The following is a 22,178-nucleotide window of genomic DNA, read 5'->3' on the forward strand; positions in this document are numbered from 1 at the left end:
ATTTTTATTGGGGTATAAAATATATTAATGAAAATATTATTGGATGCAGACGGTTCTCCTGTGAGAAAAATTACAGAAGAACTCTCAAAAAAATATTCCGCAAAATTAATTATGGTAAAAAACTACACGCAAGAATTTTACGCAAATTATGGAAGAGTAGTAAACGTTGACATATCAAAAGAGGCGGCCGACTTTTATATAGTAAATCACGCAAATATAAATGACCTTGTTATAACCAATGATAGAGGTCTTTCTTCTCTTGCACTATCTAAGGGTGCTAAGGTTCTAGACTTTCAAGGAATCTTTGTTGATGATGAAAATATTATGTCAATGTTAAGTTCACGCCATTTTAATAAAAAAATGCGAGATAGAAAAATTTATTCTAGAATATCTAAGCGAGAAAAAAGTGCAGATGAAAATTTTTACAATGCACTTGATAAATTTTTGGAGGAGATAAAAATGCTTACACTTTTTGTATCTAGCCATTGCCCAGACTGTCCACCTGCAATAGAAGAAATTAAAAGAAAAAATCTTGATGTAGAAATTGTTGACATTACAGCATCTATGTCAAATTTAAAAAAATTTTTAAAGTACAGAGATTTTTCTGACTATTTTGACGAAATAGTGGACGCTGGAAAAGTGGGAGTTCCTGCTCTTATGAGAGATGATGAATTTTATTTTTTTGATGGAAATTTAGATGAATTTTTAGAAGGATGATTTTATGGAATTTAATGAATTTATGGAAATTGCAAAGGCAAGACAATCTTGCAGAAATTATGATAAAGACAAAGTTGTTGAAGTAGAAAAATTGAAATCTTGTCTTGAAGCTATGAAACTTTCACCTTCAGCTTGCAATGCACAACCTTATTACTATTATATTGTGAGTGGAGATGATGCAAAATATATTTCAAAATATTTCCAAAAGGGAAAAATGAATTCTTTTACAGACAATGTAAATGCCTTTGCCATTGTCACTGAAGAAAATTACAATTTGTCTGCAAAAATTGGTTCAAAGGTAAAAGATCAAGACTACAAATCTATTGACATTGGCATATCTGCTGCTTACTTCACTGCACAAGCAACTACACTAGGTCTTTCAACTTGTTGTATAGGATGGTTCGACGAAGAAAAATTGCAAAAATTTTTAAAAACAAAAAATAGAATTAGACTTGCAATAGCAATTGGATATCCAAAAAATGATGAACTCCGTGAAAAGAAAAGAAAAACCGCAGATGCCCTTTACACAATAATAAACGAAGAAGTTGAACTAAAATAAAAATTAATTTTATATAAAAAAGATCTTATAAAGTAGACAATTTTAAAAATCTACTTATATAAGATCTTTTTGTTTTTATTTACCTATTAATTCCATATTTCATAAAATTTACTAATATCTCAATTTTTAAAACTGTGTATTGGTGCAGGAATAAATCCTCCACGATTTGCAAAATTATCGCAATTTCCCTTATGAACAGGTATTATTGGTGCAGAACCTAAAAGGCCTCCAAAAGTTGCCTCTTCTCCAACACCCTTTCCAATAACTGGAATAAGTCTTACAGCAGTTGTCTTTTGATTTATAATTCCAATCATAGCTTCATCAGAAATTATTGCAGAAAGTGTAGTCGCCTTAGTATCTCCAGGAATCGCAATCATGTCAAGACCAACGGAGCAAACACAAGTCATGGCTTCAAGTTTGTCTAGTCCTATGTGACCATTTTTTGCAGCTTCAATCATTCCTTCATCTTCACTCACTGGAATAAAAGCACCACTAAGTCCTCCAACATGATCAGATGCCATAATTCCACCTTTCTTCACTGCATCATTTAACATTGCAAGGGCAGCAGTAGTGCCATGACCTCCTGCAAATTCAACACCAATTTCTTCTAGAATTCTTGCAACAGAATCTCCAATAGCTGGAGTTGGAGCAAGAGATAGATCAATTGTTCCAAAAGGAACTCCAATTTTATTTGCAACTTCTTTGCCAATCAATTCTCCAAGTCTTGTTATCTTAAAAGCAGTCTTCTTAATTGTTTCAGAAACTACATCGAAACTTTCTCCTCTTACTTTTTCAAGAGCATACTTCACAACTCCTGGGCCAGACACTCCAACATGAAGAACTATATCTCCCATTCCAACTCCATGAAAAGCCCCAGCCATAAATGGATTATCTTCTACTGCGTTGGCAAAAACAACAAGTTTTGCACAACCAATAGAATCTTCTTCTTTTGTATTTTTTGCAGTTTCTAATATAACTTCACCCATAAGTTTAACGGCATCCATATTTAGACCTTTTTTAGTTGTCCCAACATTTACTGAAGAACAAACTTTTTCCGTTTCAGCAAGTGCACGAGGAATTGAATTTATTAAAATTTCATCAGCTGGAGTCATATTTCCATGCACAAGAGCAGAAAAACCACCAATAAAGTCAACTCCAATTTCCTTCGCAGCTTTATCTAGGGCTCTTGCAAATTTTGTATAATCTTTTTCATCTGTTGCACCTGCAATAAGAGCAATAGGCGTAACTGAAACTCTTTTGTTTACAATTTCAACTCCATATTTTTTTCCAATTTCATTTGCAGACTCTACTAAATTTTTCCCATATTTTACAATTTTATTATAAATTTTTTCGCAAGCCTTATCTGCATCTCTATCTATGCAATCTAAAAGTGAAATGCCAAGAGTTACAGTTCTAATATCTAGATTTTCTTCGTCAAGCATCCTCACAGTTTCTAAAATTCTTTTTTTATCCATGATAACTCCTTAAATTTGATGCATCTTTTCAAAAATACCTTGATGTTGGACTCTTATAGAAAGTCCAAGTTCTTCACCAAGTTTTTCGTAAGCGTCTACAACTTCTTGGAACTCTACATTCATCTTAGTAAGATCTACAATTACAATCATTGTAAAATAATCATCTAAGATTGTTTGAGTTATATCCACAATATTTAAATCAAACTCCACCATTTTTTTAACAACTTCATATACGATACCAATTTTATCACTACCTATTACAGTTATAACAGCTTTCATAGTGTGTCCTCCTTTTTAAAATTACAATTATTATAACATAGTTCAATAAATTTATAATTTTTTTTGTAATTGTATTTTATTTTTTGAATCTTGATACAAAAAATAAAAACCCTAATCAAGGAAATATTATAAAAAATTTATTTTATAAAGTTCAAGAAAAAAGTTTAGAATTATAACTTCTTGATTAAAAAATTATACTGCTATATAATTTACTAATCAGAGGTGTGCTATGAACTTAAAAAGACAATTTTTCAAATTTGTAATCCCATCAATAATAGCTATGTGGGTTTTTTCAATTTACACAATTGTCGATGGATTTTTTGTAGCAAACTTTGCAGGCGAATTAGAGCTTTCTGCAGTGACAATAGTAATTCCCTATGTCAATTTTCTCTTTGCCATTGCAATAATAACAGGCGTTGGATCTCAGACTATTATAGGAATAGAACTTGGACGTGGTAATCGAGATGAATCAAATAGAGTATTTACTTTTATAATTTTATTTATACTTGCATTTTCAGTGACACTTGCTATTATTGCAATAATTTTTATGGATAAAATTATTTTATTTTTAGGTGCAGACTCTTCTCTCTTCAATCTATCTCACGAATATCTTTCGGTAATTGTATTTTTTTCTCCATTTTACATAATTGCATATGCCTTTGAAGTCTTAGTAAAGGTGGACGGTTTTCCACGAACTGCAATAGTAGGTGCAGTGTCTGCTTGTGTTACAAATATAATTTTAGATTATATTTTGATAGATAAATTTCAAATGGGCGTTAGAGGTGCAGCACTTGCGACAGGTATTGCACAGTTTTTATCCTGTGTAATATTTTTCATTCACTTTAGAAGTGCAAAGGGATATCTACGCTTTGTTAAAATAAAAATGAGTGGAAAAGAAATTTTAAAATATTTAAAAACTACAGTAATTTATGGATTTGGAGAATTTATATCGGAACTAAACTCTGCAACTTTTGTTTTTATTTTTAATTTATTTATTATAAAATATATTTCTCCAGAATTTTTATCTGCCTACGCAGTTATAAATTATATGTCCCTTTTTGCAAATTCAACTTTTCAAGGGGTGTGCCATGGAACTCTTCCTCTCCTTTCCTTCTATCATGGTTCAAAGGAAAGAGATAAAAGTCTTGAAATTATAAAAATAAGTTTTATTTCTATCTTTATAATTTCAATAATTATGTACATGATATCTTTCTTTGGAGCAGGAACCCTATTTAATATGTTCCTAGAAAATAAAAATATGATTTCATCATCCATAAGACCAATGAGAATTTACGCTCTAATGTTTTTATTATCAGGCCACAATTTATTTATTGCAACACTTTCATCAGCAATTGGAAAGCCTAAATATTCTATTATAATAAATATTATGAGGGGCTCTGTTGCATTATTTTTATCCATCTATTTATGTGTACATTTATTTGGGTCTAAATATCTTTTCTTTGGAGCAGTAATCTCAGAATTTGTAGTATTTTTAATATCAATTTATTCTCTAAAGAAAATGACAAAAATTCCAGAATAAGATTTTTCTTATTACAAAATTTTCATAAAAAATATAAAAATAAATTCAATTTAAAAAGGAAGGTCAAAAAGCCTTTCTTCTTTATTAATAAACCATATATTTTTCAAATTCATCAGGAATATTTTCTGACAAATAACCAAGGCCACATATATCTGGTCCAACATGAGCCGCTATTGTATGTCCTATCTCAAGGCACAAAAAATTTTTATATCCAATCTTTTTCAATTTAGAAATAAGTGGATCTAAAATTTCTTTTTCATCTGCGTACACAGGAAAGACTCTATCATCTCCATTGGAATTTGATTTTTCTGAAATTATATTAACCATTTTTTTATATGTTCTGTTTTTTCCACGTACTATTTCTGATACATATAATTTTCCTTCACTGTCAACTTCTATTATGGGAACAATATTTAAGACACTAGATATCTTTGCCTTCGTTTTTGAAACTCTGCCGCCTTCATACAAATATTTTAAATCAAAAACTGTGAAAATATGCTTTGTTTTATTTACCAAGAAATTTAATAATTTTAATAAATCTTCAAAACTTGCATTATTTTTAGCAGCAAGTCCTGCATAATATGTAATTTGTCCAAATCCAACTGAAGCTGCAAGAGAATCTACCACTTCCATTTTTACATCTCTATATTTTTCTTGTAACTCCTTTTTTGCTATGTATGCATTTTGAAATGTTCCACTCATCCCAGATGATAGTGTTATGCAAATAAAATCTGTGCCTTCTTTTGCCAATTCTTCAAACTTTTTATAATATTCATAATATGTAATTTGGCTCGTCTTAAAATATTTGCCCTCTCTCATTTTTCTATAAATCTCTTTATTAGTTATATTTTCTGGCAAATCTTTATGATCTTCGTCTGTATTTTTTATTTTTAAGACTTCTATTTGTAATTCTTCCAAAGTTTTTTTATCTAAATCACATGAAGAATCAGATATTATCTTAACAGTCATTTGTCCTACCTCGTTAATTTTTATTTTTGATTCTTTATAAATTTTATCATTTTATTATTAATATTATATCACAGACTATTTTTTATATATTATTTTGCTTGTTATAAAATAATAGTTCTTAATATTTTTATTTGTTATAATACTTTTATGGATACTAAATATATGAAAGAAGCAATTGCCTTTGCAAAAAAATCTCTATCCTCAGAAGATGTTCCTATTGGATGTGTGATAGTAAAAAATAATAAAATAATTGGATATGGATACAATAAAAAAGAAGATTTTAAATCACCTATTGCACATGCAGAAATCCTTGCGATAAATATGGCATCAAAAAATTTAAATTCCTATCACCTAGAGGATTGTGATATTTATGTAACTTTGGAGCCGTGCCTTATGTGTGTAGGGGCAATTTTAAATTCCAGAATTAAAAATTTATATTTTGGTGCAAAAAACAAAAGATTTGGAGCAGTTATTTCTCATCAAAAAATAGAAAACCTCATAACTAATCACAGAATAAGCTATGAGGGTGGCATTTGCGAGAAGGAATGTTCCAAACTAATTAGCAATTTTTTTATAGATCTAAGAAAGAGGTCTAAATAAAAATCCACAATTATCACGCAAAAATTCTAATATAAATTTATCGTAATTATTTTTTGTAATTATAGCAATAATTATTCCAAGCGCCGCTCCAATAATTACATCGCTTGGGTAATGTACAAAGTGATATATTCTTGAAAATGCAATAAGAGATGCTATAACTAAAAATACAATTCCCATTCCTTTGAAATAAAAATAAATAGTTGTTGCTGCTGCAAAAGAAGATGATGCGTGACCTGACGGAAAAGAAAAATCTGTTGGATTCTTTATCAAAAGTTCAACCTTTGAAATCCATGAAGGTCTTTTTCTTTTTAAAAGATTTTTTAAAAAGAGATTGCATATTATTCCATTAAAAATTAACGCCAATATTATATTTACACTCTCTACTCTAAACCCTAAGTAAAATAATATATAGGTGATAAAAATCCATATTGCACCACCAGTTCCAAGGTGTGTAATGGCGATCATATATCTATTTAATGTATCATTTCTCATTTGCAATAAAAAATTTAAAAATTTCTCTTCCATTTATTTTTACCTCTTTACGAAAAATGGTCCCACTAAGGACCAAATTTTATCTTCTATTTTGATTGTCAACCCAATCTTTTGCTTCTTCAACAGATTCTTCTGTGGGAATTTCTACTCCTGTTTCTGGGTCTTTTCCTTCAGTTTTTGCATAAACATCAGATTGAGCTCTGTCGTCGTTATCAATTTCTTTTTGTTGTTCAAGATTTGCCTTCATTTCTTTCTTTTTTGAATCAGAAAGAGTTTTTGAATTTTCTATTAATTCTTTTTCTTTTTTTAAATCTGCCATATTATCCCTCCATTTATTATATAATATTACAAAGAGATCTTAAATACAATTCATTTTAGTAAAGTAATATAATAATTTTAGTAAATTGTTTATGTGAAAATTTTTTGGGTAGAAAATCTATCTTAGATAGTATTATCTTTATATAAAATTACAATATTTTTAGTTAGGGTGTGAAATATGTTAAAAGTTATTTCTGATAATCTAGGCGAGTATAAAAAACAAGCATTGCTCTCGCCCTTTTTTGTTTTATTAGAAGTTTTGATGAATGCAATGATTCCATTTTTTATGACAAAAATTATTGATGAGGGAATCTTAAATAATTCCAGAGAAAATATTATTAGATATGGCATAATCTTACTGATAATTGCTGCCATATCTCTTGGCACAGGCGTCATGAGCGGTTATCTTGCTACTAAGGCCTCTAGTGGCCTTTCCAAAAATATGCGATCAGCTATGTTTTACAATATAACAAACTTTTCCTTTGAAAATATGGACAAATTCAAAAGAGGAAGTCTAATAACTAGAATGACAACTGATGTGCAAATGGTTCAAATGGCTTTTCAAATGACAATTAGAATGGCAATTAGATCTCCTCTTACAATTATATTTTGCTTTATTATGAGTTTTAAACTTTCAAAAGATCTTGCTCCAACTTTTGTAATTATAATTCCTCTTATTTCAATTGGAATGGGAATCATAATTAAGAAAGCCTATCCAATTTTTGAAAAAGTTTTTAAAATTACAGACAAGTTAAATACCGATGTTTCAGAAAATTTATCTGCAATTAGAGTAGTAAAATCCTTTGTCAAAGAAGATAAAGAAATAAAAAAGTTCAATAATATTTCTGATGAACTTCAAGATAATTATGTAAGGGCATCAAAACTTTTAGCTCTTGCAAATCCTCTTATGAATTTCTCAACTTATCTTATGACAATTTTAATTGCCTGGCTTGGTTCTCACTTAATTGTTTCAGGCAATATGAGCACAGGTGCTTTAACTGGTTTAATTACCTATGCGATACAAATTCAAATTTCTCTAATGATGCTTTCTATTATACTTGTTCAAATAACTATTGCTAGAAATTCTATTAAACGTATAGATGAAGTAATTTCTACTACACCAGAAATTGTAAGCCCAAAAAATCCTATAAAAGAAATAAAAAATGGTGAAATTATTTTTGATGATGTTTACTTTTCTTATTCAAAAGATATAGATAAGTCGGTTTTAAAAAATATAAACTTAAAAATAAAATCTTCTGATTATGTGGGAATAATAGGGCCAACTGGTTCGGGGAAAACTACTCTTATAAACTTAGTAGCAAGACTTTTTGATACAACAAGTGGTGATGTCCTTGTAGCAGGAGAAAATGTAAAAGATTATGATTTAAAATCTCTGCGTGATGAAGTATCTGTTGTCTTACAAAAAAATCAGCTCTTTACAGGAACTCTTCGTGAAAATTTAAAATGGGCAAGGGACGACTTAAGTGATGAAGATTTAAAAGAGGCACTTTATATTGCAAGTTGTGACGATTTTATCGATCCAGAAAAAGACTTGGATATGAAGGTTCAAAGAGGTGGAACAAACTTTTCTGGCGGGCAAAAACAAAGAATTTCCATTGCAAGATCCATTCTAAAAAATCCAAAAATTTTAATAATGGACGATTCAACTTCTGCTCTTGATAATAAAACAGAAGAAAAAATCATAAAATCTTTAAACAAACTTAGACCTGATATGACAAAAATTTTAATTTCTCAAAAAATAAAGTCACTTAAAAATACAGATTATATAATTGTAATGGACAAAGGAGAAATAGAATCTATTGGAACTCATAAAGAACTTATTGTCAAAAGTTCAATTTATAGAGAAATAAATGAAACTCAAGAAAGCGATGGTGATTTTGATGCGAAAGAATAAAGAAAAAATTTCATCTTCTGAAAATAAAGTTGCTGCAAAAAAATTATTTTCCTTTATTTTTAAAAGGCACAAATACAAACTCATTGCAGTTTCAATTATGGTAATAATTTCATCACTTGCAACAATTTCTATCTCACTTTTTATGAGATTTTTAATTGATGATTATGTAATGCCACTTCTTAAAATGGATGTGCCAGATTATTCCAACCTCTTGGCTATGCTTATTAAGATGGCAATCTTTTTAGCTGTTGGAGTTTTTTCTTCATTTATGTACTCAAGACTAATGGTATATATTTCAGAAGAAACTATGGGAAACATGAGAAAATTAATGTTTGAGAAAATGGAAGCTCTTCCAGTGTCTTACTTTGACAGTAAAAGTCATGGCGACATTATGAGTTATTACACAAATGATGTAAAGGCATTAGGCGACATGATTGCTCAATCTTTCCCTTCCTTTGTGTCTTCTCTTATGACAATTATAATGGTTTTAATTGCAATGTTTTCTCAATCATTTTTATTATCTCTTATAATAATTCTTACAGTGGGGCTTATGATATTTGTTATGAACGTCATTGGTGGCAAATCTTCACACTTCTTTTTAGAACAACAAAAATCTCTTGCTAAAACAAACGGCTATATAGAAGAAATGATTGATGGTCTTAAAGTCGTAAAAGTTTTTAATCACGAAGAAAATGCCAGAGAAGATTTTGAAGTTATCAACGAAGAACTAATGGAGAATACAATGATTGCAAATAGGCTTGGACTATTTTTATTCCCAATTATCTTTGGAATTGGAAATTTTCAATACATCTTATTTGCATTAATTGGTGGATTAATGGCAGTTTCTGGAAAATATGGAATAACTGTTGGAATAGTTGCATCCTTTTTGCAACTTTCAAGAACTCTAACGGGTCCCATGGGACAAATTGGTGGAAATATAAATTCAGTAGTCCTTGCCATTGCAGGCTCCAGAAGAATTTTTGAATTCCTTGAAGAAGAACCTGAAGACTATTCAGGAAGTGTTGAAAAAGTTGTTAAAAATATCAATGGAGAAGAAAAATATTTTTGGCACGATATTGAAAGTGACGAATACAGAGAACTTTTGGGCGACATAAGATTTAATGACGTAACTTTTTCTTATGATGGAGAAAATAAAGTTCTCAAAAACTTAAACCTCTATGCAAAACCTGGCCAAAAAGTTGCCTTCGTAGGTGCAACTGGTGCAGGTAAAACTACAATTACAAATTTAATAAATAGATTTTATGAAATCGACAGCGGAGTTATTACTTTTGATGGAATTGACATTAGAAAAATTAAAAAAGATGATTTGCGATCTTCTCTTGGAATGGTACTTCAAGACACACATCTTTTTACTGGCACAATTGCAGAAAATATAAATTATTCTGTTAATGATATTGATATGGAAAAAACAATTGAGGCTGCAAAAAGAACTAATGCCCACGATTTTATAAAGAATTTAAAAGATGGATATGATACAGTAATTACTGGAGCAGGTGGCGAACTTTCAGAAGGTCAAATGCAACTTTTATCTATTGCAAGAGCTGAAATCTACAATCCTCCTGTAATGATACTTGACGAAGCCACATCATCTATTGACTCTCATACAGAAAAAATTGTACAAGAAGGCATGGATGAAATCATGAAGGGCAGAACTACCTTTGTAATTGCACACAGACTTTCAACAATTATGAACTCTGATGTAATAATAGTTCTTGAAAATGGAGAAATTATAGAAAGAGGCGACCATGAAGATTTATTAGAACAAAAGGGAATCTATTACAACCTTTACACAGGTGGATTTGAAGAATAATTATAAAAATTAAGGTGCTGAATTTTTTTCCAACACCTTTTTTATAGTTATTATTTTTATACCTGTATCACAATTTAAAAAATTTATGATTTAGATTACTTCTTAAATAAAAAACTTGGTTATACACCTATTAGCACTTAAAAAAGATTGCGATGCAAAAATACCGCAATCTTTTTTTATAATAAATTTTATTTTTGAATAATAGACTTTATCTCTGAAATTAAATCATCATCAGATAAAAGACAAGCCCCTTCATATTTTCCAAGTCTTCCAGTAAAAGTATAGTGGAATTTTTTTGTATTCCTATCTCTTTCTGAATCATACATATAAATTGTATCTTCTTTGTCTTTAGTTTGAAATTTTATTAATAAAGATTTGTAGTCTGGAATTGAAGCATAAGAGTATCCTTCATCTGCGACTTTACAATTACCTAAGAGATTTATTATTTCTCCTAACTTTTCTTCTTCGCCTTTACTGTTAAAAATCTCTCTTGTAGTCATTTTTTCTTCATCAGAAATCACTTCTACAGATAAAGACTGAAAATTATAAACTTCTCCAGAGGAAAATTTTATCTCATGAGAATCATCTTTTTTGCAAGATGATAACAAAAACATCATCATCATTAAAAATATTATTTTTTTCATAATCTTCCTACTTTGACAATTTGTTAATTATACTGTTTATCTCTTCAATTTTTTCATCAATTTCATCTTCACTTTTTCCGTAAGATTCCTTGACACAGCCCTTTAAATGTGCCGTCAGTACATCTTTATTTATATTTTTTAAAATTGAAATTGATGCCATAAGCTGATTTGATATATCCAAGCAATACCTGTCATCTTCAACCATTTTAATAAGACCATCAATTTGTCCCCTGACAGTTTTTAATTTTCTAAGTTGGACTTCCCTATCTGCTCTCATTTTTCAATTTTTGCAGAGTAACCAGCATCTTTCACTGCGTCTACAAGAATTTCATCAGAAACTTCTTTATCAAGTTTTACTTCTGCTCTCTTTTCTTCAAGAATTACATCTGCTTCTTTTACACCATCAACATTTTCTAGTGCTTTTTTTACTGTTGCCACACAGTGATTGCAGCTCATTCCTTCAACATTTAAAATTTTTTCCATACTATCTTCTCCTTTATTTTTAATAACTTCATAACCTGCTTCTTCCACTGCATTTTTTATTTCTTCTTCTGTGATGCCTTCATCTATAAATTTTACAGAAGAACTTTCATGATTTGCTTCTACATTTTTTGCCTTTCCAGTTTTTTCTAGTGCATCAGAAACTTTCTTTTCACAGTGCTCGCACGTCATGCCACTTACTTTTATTGTAGTCATATTTTTTTCTTTTTCAAATTTTTCTTTACTATCTTTTTTAATATCAGAATTTTCTTTCATGGGATTTACTACTGTCCTTGGTTTAAACCTTCTAAGCCTTAGTGCATTATTCACAACAAAAATTGAACTCATGCTCATTGCAAAGGCTGCAAACATTGGCGACAATTTTATACCAAAGTGTGGAAACAAAATTCCAGCAGCTATAGGTATTCCAATTACATTGTAGAAAAACGCCCAAAATAAATTTTCCTTAATATTTTTTATTGTCGCCCTTGAAATTTCAATTGCGGAAACTACATCAATTAGATCTGATCTCATTAGAACTACATCTGATGATTCAATTGCGACATCTGTGCCATGACCTATTGCCATTCCTATATCTGCCTTTGCAAGTGATGGTGCGTCATTTATTCCGTCACCTATCATAAGAACTTTTTTCCCAGATTTCTGAACTTCATCAATTTTTTTATTTTTTTCCTGTGGCAAAAGTCCTGCAAAAGTTTCATCTACTCCAATTTCATTTGCAATTGTCTTTGCAGTTTTTTCATTGTCGCCAGTTAACATTACAATTTTTTTGTTCATTTCTTTTAAAAGAGAGATGGCCTTTTTAGAATTTTCCTTTGGAAGATCCTTTACAGAGATTATCCCAATAACTTCATCTCCTCTTGCAAAGTACATTGAAGTCTTGCCCTCTTTTGCAAGATTTTCTGCACTTTTTTCAAAATTTTTCAAATTTATTTTTTCTTCAAGCATAAATTCTATATTTCCTGTGAAATATTTTACACCATCTATATCTGCACTAATACCTCTACCACTTACAGAATTAAAATTATCTGCATTAGAAATCTTTATACTTTTTTCCTCAGCATAATTTAAAATTGCAGAAGCAAGTGGATGCTGTGAATTTTTCTCTAACGAAGCAGCAATTTTTAGAAACTCATCTTCATCTAAATCTGTAATTATATCTGTAATTTTTGGATTCCCCTCTGTAATTGTGCCAGTCTTATCCATTACAATTACGTCAACTTTGTGAAGATTTTCCAAAACCTCTGCATTTTTAAATAAAAGTCCAAAGTCTGCACTTTTACCTGTTGCAACCATTATAGAAACTGGCGTAGCAAGTCCAAGAGCACATGGACAAGATATCACGAGAACAGAAATTGCAAAATTAAGTGCATTTTCAAAACCATAACCAAGACTCATCCAAATAATAAAAGTTACAGTTGCAACAATCAATACTGTTGGCACAAAAATTCCTGCAATTTTATCTGCAAGCTTTGCAATAGGTGCTTTTGATTGATTTGCCTCGTCTACTAATTTTATTATCTGTGAAATTGTAGTGTCCTCTCCAACTTTTTCTGCCACAAATTTAAAGGAACCTGTGTTATTAATAGAAGCAGAGATAACTTTATCGCCAACAGCTTTTGGCACTGGTATTGATTCACCAGTAACTGCCGATTCATCAAGAGTTGATGATCCTTCTATTATTTTTCCATCAACTGCAACAGATTCTCCAGGTTTTACAATTAAAACATCGCCGACTTTTACATCTTCAATATTTTTTACAATTTCTTCTCCATCTTCTACAACTGTCGCCATTTTGGGAGCAAGGTCCATAAGTTTTGAAAGAGATGATCTAGTCTTATTCTTTGATTTTTCTTCCAAATACTTTCCAACAGTTATTAAAGTTAATATCATTGCAGAAGATTCAAAATATAAATTTTTTCTGTAAAGGTCAACAATTTCCATATTATTGTGTCCAAAGCCATAGGACATCATGTAAATTGCAAAAACTCCATAAATAAGTGCAGCCGATGAACCAACGGCAACAAGACTATCCATGTTTGGAGCTTTGTTTTTTAGTCCTTTAAAACCAGAAATGTAAAAATCTCTATTTATATACACAACAGGTAGTGCCAAAAGAAATTGCGTAAAAGCAAAAATAATTGACCCTTCTCTTCCATTAAAAACTTTTGGAGTTGGAAGGTGAGCCATATGCCCCATTGATACATACATTAGTATCACCATAAAAATAATTGAAGATACAAGTCTATTTTTTAAATTTTTTTCTCTGTTATCTTCTACTTTATCTTCCTGTGAAACTTTTTTGCCAGACACACTTGCACCATAGCCAATTTTTTCCACTGCACTAATTATTTTTTCTTCACTTACTTTATCTTCATAAAAATTTACTTTCATAGAGTTTGTCATAAGATTTACATTTGCAGACTGAACTCCATCAAGTTTTTCAACAGCTTTTGTGACATTAGCCACGCAAGATGCACAAGTCATTCCACTTACATCAAATTTTTTCTCCATATTACCTCCTCCCACCCCCTATTGGGTGTCATCTATTATTAGATTAACACAAATAAAAAAAATTTACAAATCTTCACATAAAAATCTTTTTTATTTCCTAAATTGCATAATATTTTATAAGATAAAGCGTACAATAAAATATGGTCTAGTAAAAAACTAAACCATATAAAAACTTCTTATTAAATTTTTTAACTTCACAAAAACTTACATCTTAAATAAAATTTCATTTTCTATATAAATATGTCTTCTTATGTCCTCGTCAAGCTCTTCCATAAGACTATTAAGTTCTTTAACTTCTGGTTCTTCCGCATTCATTTTATAATCACGAGTTAAATATTTTACTCTGTCAAAAAGTCCAATTGTCTTTTCATGTTCTGCAATCAAATTTTCGAAATCAACATCTTTTCCAGCTAAAGCATCTTTAAACTCAAATTCCTCTTCGCTTGAAAAGTGTGAAATAAGTTCTGCCTTAATGAGAAGTATAACTTCATATATTACAAAGAGTTGTTCTCCCCTCTCTCTATAATATTTTTTTATTGCACCTCTAAAAATTTCATCAATTTTTTCTGTCATTTCAAGTTCGTAAGGATGAATTTCATTTACAATATAATTTATAAGTTCCTCCTTATTCATTTTATAAACTCTGTCCATATCTTTAAATTCAACCTGATCCTGAACTTTTTTTAGAAAATCTTCATAATTTGTACCAAGAGATTTTAAAGCATCTTCCAAACTTTCCATTGCAATAAAATCATACTCTGCGCCAAGTTTTTGAATTTCCTTTAAAATCTTTGGATTCTCCATAACTGCAGCTTCAACTGTCATATTTCTATCTAACATTTTTTCCTCCTATTTATCTAAAGAATTTAAAAATCCTATTACATCACTCTCTTCTGTTCTGTAATTTGTAACTAGTCTAATAATTGACTCTCTTTTATTATCTATTTCAAAAATATTTTCTCTTTGTAACTTTTTAATTTCATCTGGATTTGACTTTATAAAAATTTGATTTGACTCTCCAAAAAGTGGCTCTCTTCCCATTTTACTAAGACCATGGAACAGAAGTCTTGACATTTTATAAGCTTTATTTGCATTTTCATAGTAAAGACCACTTTGAAATAATACTTTAAATGACAAACCTATCAAGAAAGATTTTGCCATCATTGCCCCTCTTTGTTTCAAATAATATCTAAAATCCTTTCTTAAATTTTCATCTAATATTACAAGAGCTTCCCCAAAAATTGCGCCATTTTTTGTGCCACCAATAGAAAAAATATGTGAGTATTTTGCATAATCAGAAAGTCTTGAATTATTTGCAGCCATTGCATGGGCAATTCTAGCACCATCAATATATAAATAAAGATTATTTTCCTCGCAGACTTTATAAATCTCTCTTATCTCATCTACCGAATAAACTGTCCCAAGCTCTGTGGTTTGTGAAATATAGACAACTTTTATTTTTACATCAATTTCTCCAGCTTGATTTTCTAGTAATTCTTTTATATCTTCTGCTTTTAATTTTCCATTAGAATTTTCTATTGTGACGACTTTATGACCTGTCGCCTCAATTGACCCCGTTTCATGATGAGTTATATGGCCAGTACTTGCAGATAAAACTGCTTCAAAAGGCCTTAATGCAAAAGTAGTTGCCAAAATATTTGTAGCAGTTCCTCCAGATACAAATTCTATATCTGCATCACAATCTATTTCCTTTAAGATTAATTTTCTAGCAGAATTAGAAATTTCATCTAAACCATAACCAGAAATTTTTTCATCAAATATCTTATTAATTTCCTCATAAATTTCTCTTGAACCAAAATCGTTATAATCATTTAAAAAATTATTCATAACTCACCCCGTATTATTATTACCCAATATTATATATTAAATGTGAATTTTTAAAAAATAGGCTACAATATTAAATTATGATATCTTTTATATAATATTTGAAATAAAATATAAAAAAGTGATGAACAGAATAGATCTTCCTATTCTGCAACATCACCTTTTATAGCTTTGATTTTTTCAGTTTTCGATATTTTCGTCACTTCTTATTAATTCTGATTTAATTAAGAGTCTTTTATCATTTTTTGGATAAGGGTGACACGCCATTAAAAATAGCTTTGTCTTTCCTTCCTCTCGTGTGAATTTACTCCAATCTGTGGGTTCAATCACTTCTTTATCAACTACTTTGTAGTAAAGTTCTTCTTCTCTTGTAGTGATTTTTAGTTCATCGCCAATTTCCAGCTTATCAATATTTAGAAAGGATTGCGTTTCATTTCTTCCCCCTCTATGTCCTGCAAGAACTGTTATAGTGTTGTCTTTTGATGTTGGTATATCAGTACCTTCTACAATGCCTGAACCAGTCAATAAAGATTGTTTACTGGTATTTTCACTAATAGGAGTTATAACCCCAATCTTATCAATTCTGAGAACACCTATTGCTGTATCTTTTATAGTATCCTTTACTTCATCTGGTTGTTCTTCTTTTTCATAATTTTCTAAAGAAGGTAATTCCTCTTTCATTTGGCTTTCAAGGTTTATTGATGCTTCTTTTTTAAATTCTATTCTTTTTTTGTTAAGAACCAGAAATGCAATGGCAAAGACTATTAATATTAATCCAATACCAATAAGAGATTTACTAAGATAATCCTTTCTTTCTTTATTTGACATTTTTCTTTCTTCTTGAGTTTAGTTTCTTTTTTCTTTGAATTCCAGCAAATGTAGAAAGATTTCCTAGTCCCAGTAGAATCCAAGCGTAAGTTGATAAATTCAATCCATCTCCTGTCTTAGGCAATTCTTTACCTTGTGAAGGAGTCTTGGAAGTGTTTGGTTTGTCTGGTGTTTCAACCTCATTTGGTTCTTCTGGAGTGTTTGGATTTTCAGGCTCTTCTGGATTATCCAGTTTATTTGGAGTATCTGGTTTTTCTGGTTTCTTTGGATCTTCTGATCTATCTGGTCTAGTTGGCTTTTCTTCTTTGTTTACAATCGTAAATCCATCTTCTGCACTGCCAAGATAATTGACATCAAACCATTTTCCATCTAATTTTATTGTGTTTCCAGCTTCGCCAACTTCTTTTATCGTATAATGATAATCATGTGTTGAATTTGAACTTTTCTTAGCGTCTAAATCTTTAAATTCACCACTCCAATTATTGTCTTTATTTAAGTCAAGGAGCTTTCCTGTCGCTTCTCCATCCCTATAAAGTTCTACTTCTATTTTGTCTACTGGCTTATTTCCATATAGAATCCAGTCTTTTTTAACTTTAATATCTATGGTATTAGGTTCTGATGGTCTTGGTCTTGGCGGTGATTTTGGTTCTTCTTGATTTCTTATAGTATAACCATCTTCCATAGATCCACTATAATTCACTTTGTACCAATTTCCATTAATCTTAATTGAACCAGTATCTTCACCAACTTCTTTTACTGTGTATTTGTAATAGTTCTTTGAATCTAAGCTTTCCACAACGTCTAAGTCTTTGAATTCTGCTGTCCACTTGTTGTCTTTTGTTAGTTCTTTCTTTTCTCCTGTAGCTTTTCCATCTCTATAAAGTTCTACTTCTATTTTGTCTACTGGAGCTTCTATAACTTTTCCATTCTTATTTTGCCAAACTTTTTCAACTTTGATGTCTTCTTTTGATGGAGTTATTGGTGTCCATGGGTCTGATTTCTCTTCTAACTTATTTTTTATTGTTAGACCTTTTTCTTCATTTCCATCGTAACTTACTTGGTATTTTTTATCACCAATTGTAATTTTACCATCTTTTTCGCCAACTTCTTTTACTGTGTATTTGTAGGCTTTTTTTGAGTCCAATTTTTCTACTACGTCTAAGTCTTTGAATTCTGCTTTCCAATTGTTAGCTTTGTTTAGTTCTTTCTTTTCACCTGTAGCTTTTCCGTCTTTGTAGAGTTCTACTTCAATTTTTTCTACTGGTGCAGATATTTCTTTTCCGTCTTTGTCTTGCCAAATCTTTTCGACTTTTACATCTGTCTTTGGTGGGTCTAATGGTGTCAATGGATTTGGTTCTTTATTTGTGATCTTAAAACCATCTTCCTTTGTTCTCGTATATGAAACATCATACCATTTATCTCCAAACTTGATTGAGCCGTCTTTTTCTCCGACTTCTTTTATCGTATATATGTCGGATTTATCTTCTAATTCTAAGTTTTTGAATTCTGCTTTCCAGTTGTTGGATTTATCTAATTCTAATTTCTTTCCTGTGGCTTGCTCATCTTTATATAGTTCTACTTCTATTTTGCCTGTTGGAGCGTCTATAACTTTGCCATCTTTATCTTGCCAAATCTTTTCGACTTTGATGTCTTCTTTTTTTATTAAGCCATTCGTAACAGAATTAGATTTTCCAAAATTTCCATCATCTGCATATCTCACAAAAAAGCTGTTCGTTGCAACTTTATCATTAAGAACATTGCTGCCAGGATATTCTGGAGCTTTCATTTGAAGTCTGATATCTAGGGTTTCATATTGTGTTAATACTGGGTCATAATTACCGATTATCTTTACAGCGGTTACATCTTCGTATGATGTCGGATTTTTAACCCAATTTTGGCTTTTTACAGCTTTTACTGGGTCTTCTGAAGGATTCTCATCTGTTGTATAAAAAATATTAAAATCCTTTGTTATATCTTTACCAGCTTTATAGATTTTTATTTCATCGACAAGTTTATTCCTGTATTTATTATTTCCATCAGTAAAACTTGGTAGTACATCATATATTTCCAGTTTATTTAAATACTCATCTTTATAGTTATTTACTCTAAGCTGATATTCAAACCTACCTAATTTATCATTGGCTTTATCAGCATAATTAGTAACTGTATCTAATGAAAATGCCCTGTCATATACAAGGTCCCCATTTTCTTCTGCTGGTTCTAAACTTCTTATTCTTTTAATACTTTTTACACTCTGTGCCAAAGTTGAGGTTACCTTTGACTTCGCCATTAGGATAGAATCATGTGTCTTCCCGTTTCTATTGATATCCAGCTTATCAACAACTACTGTAAATGACATAGGGTCACCAACCTTAGGGTTTAACACAGATTGGTCATCATTGAAGTAAGAATATACTATATTGTCATTATTAAGTTTTTCTGTAATCGCCCTTTCTGGAACAATATTCTCATTAATTCTTCCTCCAAAACTAAATTCTAATTTCTTACCATGAACATTCCTAAATTCACCCACTAAAAAGTTGTCATATTTTAAAATAAAAGCGTCTCTACCCGTATTATTGTAATTCTTTACCAGCTCATATTTATAATTAAATCCACTTCCGACATCAGCTCTTAAACCTAATTCTTTTGGATCTGTACTTACAGTTGTACCTTCAGGTAAAAGATCTACAAATGTTAGGTTTGAGAGTTCTCTTTGGTCAGATAATCCTCTAAAATCGTATTCTATTTTAAATCTAATCTGATCTCCAACCTTAGGTGTAGGATTACGTAAGTAATCGGTGCTTTTATAGAGCTTAACAGACTCTTCTATTGGTATGAGGTATTTATCTGCTGATGCTGTAAAATTATATTCATCCTCTCCGGATTTTAAATTTACTTCTGCTGTATTATTAAGGGCTCTATCTGGTTCAAATTTAACCTTAAAAGGATCCTTGTACTTCATTTTTAAACCTAATTTAAGCTGAGCACCTACTGGCAGTTCATAATTTTTAAAATGTATCTCTACTTTATCATACTCTGGATTTACAGCCGGCGCATTTTCTCTTTCTATCTTTCCATCAAGAACTTGCCTTCTTATATTTTTTGCTTCTTCCTGAGCAAGTTTATTTATCGGATGCTCAGTATATCCAAATAACTTTTCAGTTATAATATCATAAGTCCCGTCTGACTTAATCCCCCTTATCTCATACTGTTCAGGTTTCAAGTTATGTTTATTAGGTGTAGTTTGTTCTGGAATAAATATACCTGAAACATAAAATCTAGGATCAAAGCTTTTAGCATCTTCAATTATGACTATATTTTTCATAGGCTCAGGTGTCTTGTTTTCTAGAAAAACGCTATAATTGACTTCTGCACTAGCCATACCTGTTGGATCATAATAAGTCTTGGCTGGTGTCTCCGGATGGTATACCCCGTCATCAAATTCATTATTCTTCCAAAATACGCCGCTTCCATCTAATGGATCGGATGTCAATTGAAAGCTTAAATTAGCTGAAGCCTTGTAAACTTCCCCTTCACTTGGGTTATATGGCCTTGCTTCTATATCAACACTATTGTCATAATATACTCTATCCTCTTTTGGCATATCCTTTGAATTGGTTTTTGCACCTGGAAAGCGTAATTTTAGCTGAACACCTTCTTCATATAGGTCGCCTTCAGCGCCACCACATAAAAAGTCTCCATCCTTATTACTATGTCTTTTTCTTTCATTAAGATTATAAGTTACAGTCTTTCCATCTTTAGAAAGCACCCATCCTGGGTTTTCTTCCTCTCTAAATTCAGCTGTCCTTTCCCTTCCATCCTTATCCGTATAAGTTGGTAGGGTGTCTGTGATTACATAAGATTTAAGAGCTCTTGCTTTGCTTCCATTGTAACCACGATCTTTAACTTCTAACTTGAATTGGAAGTTTACAGGTCTTGTGTCATTTTCTGATATTCTTCGAGGATCATTTTTATCTTCACTACCGCCATAATTCATTTGGTCTTTTTCACTAGATAGGTTAACTAATTTTCTTCCTCTAAAGTCATCATATTTAATAGAATAAACTTTATCTTTTACTTCTTTTATAAGACATCCACTTGCATCATAAAGCTTAACTTCTGGTTGGAATTTATAATCTGGTGGTGTAATGTTGTCTTTAAAACTAAAGGTATAAGGTATTTTTAAAGTGGTAGTCGAATCTATGGCTTTTAAATAAACTCTATAAATGGTCTTCCTATCTTCTACTCTCTTTTCCACCTTATCAATCATAGGATACTCTTTTATAGTAGCTGAAGAATCTATATACTTTCCTTGGTTATTTGGGTCTTCCCATCTTGTCACATCAATAGGATCCCAGTTCCCATCGTTTCTTATTGGAAACTCTTCAGAAGGGAATATAATATCATAATATAATCCTTCAACTTGACCTTCAATTCCCTTACCATCAATTACTACATTACTTTGAATTAAATCTGTTCCATAATATTCTGTTTGTTCGTGTGATTCTATATCTAAGCTAAGGTCAATATTAGAACAGCTTCCATTTACCTCATTATCTTCATTATTATCATTTTCATTATTTTCAGCATTCATCACTTTTTCTGTCGATGCTTCGTCTTCTTTAATTTCTAATTCTCTTTCTTCAGGAGGATTGTTTGTATTTAGTAGGCTGCCTTCGATAGCAATACTACCTGCTACATCTGTTTTATCCTCTACAAGGCTTGTAAATACTACCTTTAGAGTACCTCCCCCAACTTCAGAATTAGAGTTATTTACTTGTGCCTTTGCAACTTGAACTCCATCAATGGTATTGACTGTAAAATCATTTTCTGATGTTTTAAAGTTTTTTGGAAGGTTTACATTAAAGTAATCTCCTGCCTTAATGTTTTCTTCGTATTCACTAGAATCCCAATCAAACTCTAATTTACAATTTTTTTCTTCTGCAATGTCGTCATTAAGATCAATGGTATTACCATTTTGATCTTTAACTTCCATTCTACTTATCTTTGTTTTTGTTAGCTCATTTGCACCTTGTGCAAATATTTCTCCAATTGGAACAAATGTGCTTAATAGCATTAAACAAGCTAAAAAAAATGCCATTAATTTTTTATTTCTTAACATAATGTCTTTTCCTCCTTTTTGCTATT

18 protein-coding genes are annotated in these 22,178 nt (G+C 30.7%); 6 read left to right on the top strand and 12 right to left on the bottom strand.

All coding sequences use genetic code 11. From position 1 onward, the window contains the following. Nucleotides 1–27: 27 nt before the first annotated feature. Both BQ5450_RS05850 and BQ5450_RS05855 read left to right on the top strand, forming a co-directional pair. Nucleotides 28–717 carry a DUF188 domain-containing protein gene (locus BQ5450_RS05850; protein ID WP_010246248.1) on the top strand — a complete coding sequence of 230 codons (690 nt, stop codon included), beginning with the start codon at nt 28–30 and terminating at the stop codon, nt 715–717. A 4-nt stretch (nt 718–721) separates the two neighbouring features. After that, nucleotides 722–1,276: a nitroreductase family protein gene (locus tag BQ5450_RS05855; RefSeq protein WP_010246250.1), complete on the top strand. Its 555-nt coding sequence runs from the start codon at nt 722–724 to the stop codon at nt 1,274–1,276. Nucleotides 1,277–1,395: 119 nt separating this feature from the next. Here the strand turns inward: BQ5450_RS05855 and BQ5450_RS05860 are convergent, their stop codons facing one another. Next, nucleotides 1,396–2,751, bottom strand: coding sequence for a PFL family protein (locus BQ5450_RS05860; RefSeq protein ID WP_071126274.1), 1,356 nt, complete (start codon nt 2,749–2,751; stop codon nt 1,396–1,398). A 9-nt stretch (nt 2,752–2,760) separates the two neighbouring features. Next, complete coding sequence (locus BQ5450_RS05865; RefSeq protein ID WP_010246258.1) at nt 2,761–3,030, bottom strand: ACT domain-containing protein; 270 nt, start codon at nt 3,028–3,030, stop codon at nt 2,761–2,763. A 229-nt stretch (nt 3,031–3,259) separates the two neighbouring features. Here BQ5450_RS05865 and BQ5450_RS05870 point away from each other — a divergent pair, with 229 nt between their 5' ends. Beyond that, entirely contained in the window at nt 3,260–4,570 is a 1,311-nt protein-coding gene (locus tag BQ5450_RS05870; RefSeq protein WP_071126275.1) for an MATE family efflux transporter, read from the top strand. Between the two features lie 84 nt (nt 4,571–4,654). On the opposite strand, the gene BQ5450_RS05875 is transcribed toward BQ5450_RS05870, so the two are convergent. Next, a complete protein-coding gene (locus tag BQ5450_RS05875; protein ID WP_010246823.1) occupies nt 4,655–5,539 on the bottom strand; it encodes a DegV family protein in 885 nt (294 codons plus the stop codon). Nucleotides 5,540–5,701: 162 nt separating this feature from the next. Between BQ5450_RS05875 and BQ5450_RS05880 the strand changes: the two genes are divergently transcribed. Beyond that, complete coding sequence (locus BQ5450_RS05880) at nt 5,702–6,139, top strand: nucleoside deaminase (RefSeq protein WP_010246825.1); 438 nt, start codon at nt 5,702–5,704, stop codon at nt 6,137–6,139. On the opposite strand, the gene BQ5450_RS05885 is transcribed toward BQ5450_RS05880, so the two are convergent. After that, on the bottom strand, nt 6,119–6,664 hold the full coding sequence (locus BQ5450_RS05885) for a phosphatase PAP2 family protein (protein ID WP_010246827.1): 546 nt from the start codon (nt 6,662–6,664) through the stop codon (nt 6,119–6,121). The two genes, BQ5450_RS05880 and BQ5450_RS05885, sit on opposite strands and share 21 nt — an antisense overlap. Nucleotides 6,665–6,710: 46 nt before the next feature. Then, nucleotides 6,711–6,950 (bottom strand): CDIF630_02480 family spore surface protein, encoded by a 240-nt coding sequence (locus tag BQ5450_RS05890; protein WP_010246830.1) that lies wholly within the window; start codon nt 6,948–6,950, stop codon nt 6,711–6,713. Between the two features lie 177 nt (nt 6,951–7,127). Between BQ5450_RS05890 and BQ5450_RS05895 the strand changes: the two genes are divergently transcribed. Continuing rightward, complete coding sequence (locus BQ5450_RS05895) at nt 7,128–8,864, top strand: ABC transporter ATP-binding protein (protein WP_071126276.1); 1,737 nt, start codon at nt 7,128–7,130, stop codon at nt 8,862–8,864. Further along, complete coding sequence (locus tag BQ5450_RS05900) at nt 8,851–10,695, top strand: ABC transporter ATP-binding protein (RefSeq protein ID WP_071126277.1); 1,845 nt, start codon at nt 8,851–8,853, stop codon at nt 10,693–10,695. The genes BQ5450_RS05895 and BQ5450_RS05900 overlap by 14 nt, the downstream gene beginning before the upstream one ends. Nucleotides 10,696–10,883: 188 nt before the next feature. Here BQ5450_RS05900 and BQ5450_RS05905 read toward each other — a convergent pair whose 3' ends face one another. From BQ5450_RS05905 to BQ5450_RS08900, 7 genes are all read right to left on the bottom strand, one after another. Beyond that, nucleotides 10,884–11,339, bottom strand: coding sequence for a hypothetical protein (locus BQ5450_RS05905; protein WP_071126278.1), 456 nt, complete (start codon nt 11,337–11,339; stop codon nt 10,884–10,886). Nucleotides 11,340–11,346: 7 nt separating this feature from the next. Further along, nucleotides 11,347–11,616, bottom strand: a complete 270-nt coding sequence (locus BQ5450_RS05910; protein ID WP_010246838.1) for a metal-sensing transcriptional repressor — start codon at nt 11,614–11,616, stop codon at nt 11,347–11,349. Further along, nucleotides 11,613–14,354 (bottom strand): heavy metal translocating P-type ATPase, encoded by a 2,742-nt coding sequence (locus BQ5450_RS05915; protein ID WP_071126279.1) that lies wholly within the window; start codon nt 14,352–14,354, stop codon nt 11,613–11,615. The genes BQ5450_RS05910 and BQ5450_RS05915 overlap by 4 nt, the downstream gene beginning before the upstream one ends. A gap of 204 nt (nt 14,355–14,558) precedes the next feature. Next, complete coding sequence (locus BQ5450_RS05920) at nt 14,559–15,194, bottom strand: hemerythrin domain-containing protein (RefSeq protein ID WP_071126280.1); 636 nt, start codon at nt 15,192–15,194, stop codon at nt 14,559–14,561. Nucleotides 15,195–15,203: 9 nt separating this feature from the next. Beyond that, on the bottom strand, nt 15,204–16,202 hold the full coding sequence (locus tag BQ5450_RS05925) for a threonine aldolase family protein (protein ID WP_010246844.1): 999 nt from the start codon (nt 16,200–16,202) through the stop codon (nt 15,204–15,206). A gap of 177 nt (nt 16,203–16,379) precedes the next feature. Continuing rightward, on the bottom strand, nt 16,380–17,027 hold the full coding sequence (locus BQ5450_RS05930; protein ID WP_010246846.1) for a class C sortase: 648 nt from the start codon (nt 17,025–17,027) through the stop codon (nt 16,380–16,382). Next, nucleotides 17,017–22,152, bottom strand: coding sequence for a Cna B-type domain-containing protein (locus tag BQ5450_RS08900; protein ID WP_083379738.1), 5,136 nt, complete (start codon nt 22,150–22,152; stop codon nt 17,017–17,019). The genes BQ5450_RS05930 and BQ5450_RS08900 overlap by 11 nt, the downstream gene beginning before the upstream one ends. Nucleotides 22,153–22,178 lie beyond the last annotated feature (26 nt).

Source organism: Peptoniphilus lacydonensis (genome assembly GCF_900106515.1).
Lineage (GTDB): Bacteria > Bacillota > Clostridia > Tissierellales > Peptoniphilaceae > Peptoniphilus_A > Peptoniphilus_A lacydonensis.

Bases quoted from the DNA above. Each gene is read 5' to 3' on its own strand.
- BQ5450_RS05850 (WP_010246248.1), top strand. From the start codon at position 28: ATGAAAATATTATTGGATGCAGACGGTTCTCCTGTGAGAAAAATTACA.
- BQ5450_RS05855 (WP_010246250.1), top strand. From the start codon at position 722: ATGGAATTTAATGAATTTATGGAAATTGCAAAGGCAAGACAATCTTGC.
- BQ5450_RS05860 (WP_071126274.1), bottom strand. From the start codon at position 2,751: ATGGATAAAAAAAGAATTTTAGAAACTGTGAGGATGCTTGACGAAGAA.
- BQ5450_RS05865 (WP_010246258.1), bottom strand. From the start codon at position 3,030: ATGAAAGCTGTTATAACTGTAATAGGTAGTGATAAAATTGGTATCGTA.
- BQ5450_RS05870 (WP_071126275.1), top strand. From the start codon at position 3,260: ATGAACTTAAAAAGACAATTTTTCAAATTTGTAATCCCATCAATAATA.
- BQ5450_RS05875 (WP_010246823.1), bottom strand. From the start codon at position 5,539: ATGACTGTTAAGATAATATCTGATTCTTCATGTGATTTAGATAAAAAA.
- BQ5450_RS05880 (WP_010246825.1), top strand. From the start codon at position 5,702: ATGAAAGAAGCAATTGCCTTTGCAAAAAAATCTCTATCCTCAGAAGAT.
- BQ5450_RS05885 (WP_010246827.1), bottom strand. From the start codon at position 6,664: ATGGAAGAGAAATTTTTAAATTTTTTATTGCAAATGAGAAATGATACA.
- BQ5450_RS05890 (WP_010246830.1), bottom strand. From the start codon at position 6,950: ATGGCAGATTTAAAAAAAGAAAAAGAATTAATAGAAAATTCAAAAACT.
- BQ5450_RS05895 (WP_071126276.1), top strand. From the start codon at position 7,128: ATGTTAAAAGTTATTTCTGATAATCTAGGCGAGTATAAAAAACAAGCA.
- BQ5450_RS05900 (WP_071126277.1), top strand. From the start codon at position 8,851: ATGCGAAAGAATAAAGAAAAAATTTCATCTTCTGAAAATAAAGTTGCT.
- BQ5450_RS05905 (WP_071126278.1), bottom strand. From the start codon at position 11,339: ATGAAAAAAATAATATTTTTAATGATGATGATGTTTTTGTTATCATCT.
- BQ5450_RS05910 (WP_010246838.1), bottom strand. From the start codon at position 11,616: ATGAGAGCAGATAGGGAAGTCCAACTTAGAAAATTAAAAACTGTCAGG.
- BQ5450_RS05915 (WP_071126279.1), bottom strand. From the start codon at position 14,354: ATGGAGAAAAAATTTGATGTAAGTGGAATGACTTGTGCATCTTGCGTG.
- BQ5450_RS05920 (WP_071126280.1), bottom strand. From the start codon at position 15,194: ATGTTAGATAGAAATATGACAGTTGAAGCTGCAGTTATGGAGAATCCA.
- BQ5450_RS05925 (WP_010246844.1), bottom strand. From the start codon at position 16,202: ATGAATAATTTTTTAAATGATTATAACGATTTTGGTTCAAGAGAAATT.
- BQ5450_RS05930 (WP_010246846.1), bottom strand. From the start codon at position 17,027: ATGTCAAATAAAGAAAGAAAGGATTATCTTAGTAAATCTCTTATTGGT.
- BQ5450_RS08900 (WP_083379738.1), bottom strand. From the start codon at position 22,152: ATGTTAAGAAATAAAAAATTAATGGCATTTTTTTTAGCTTGTTTAATG.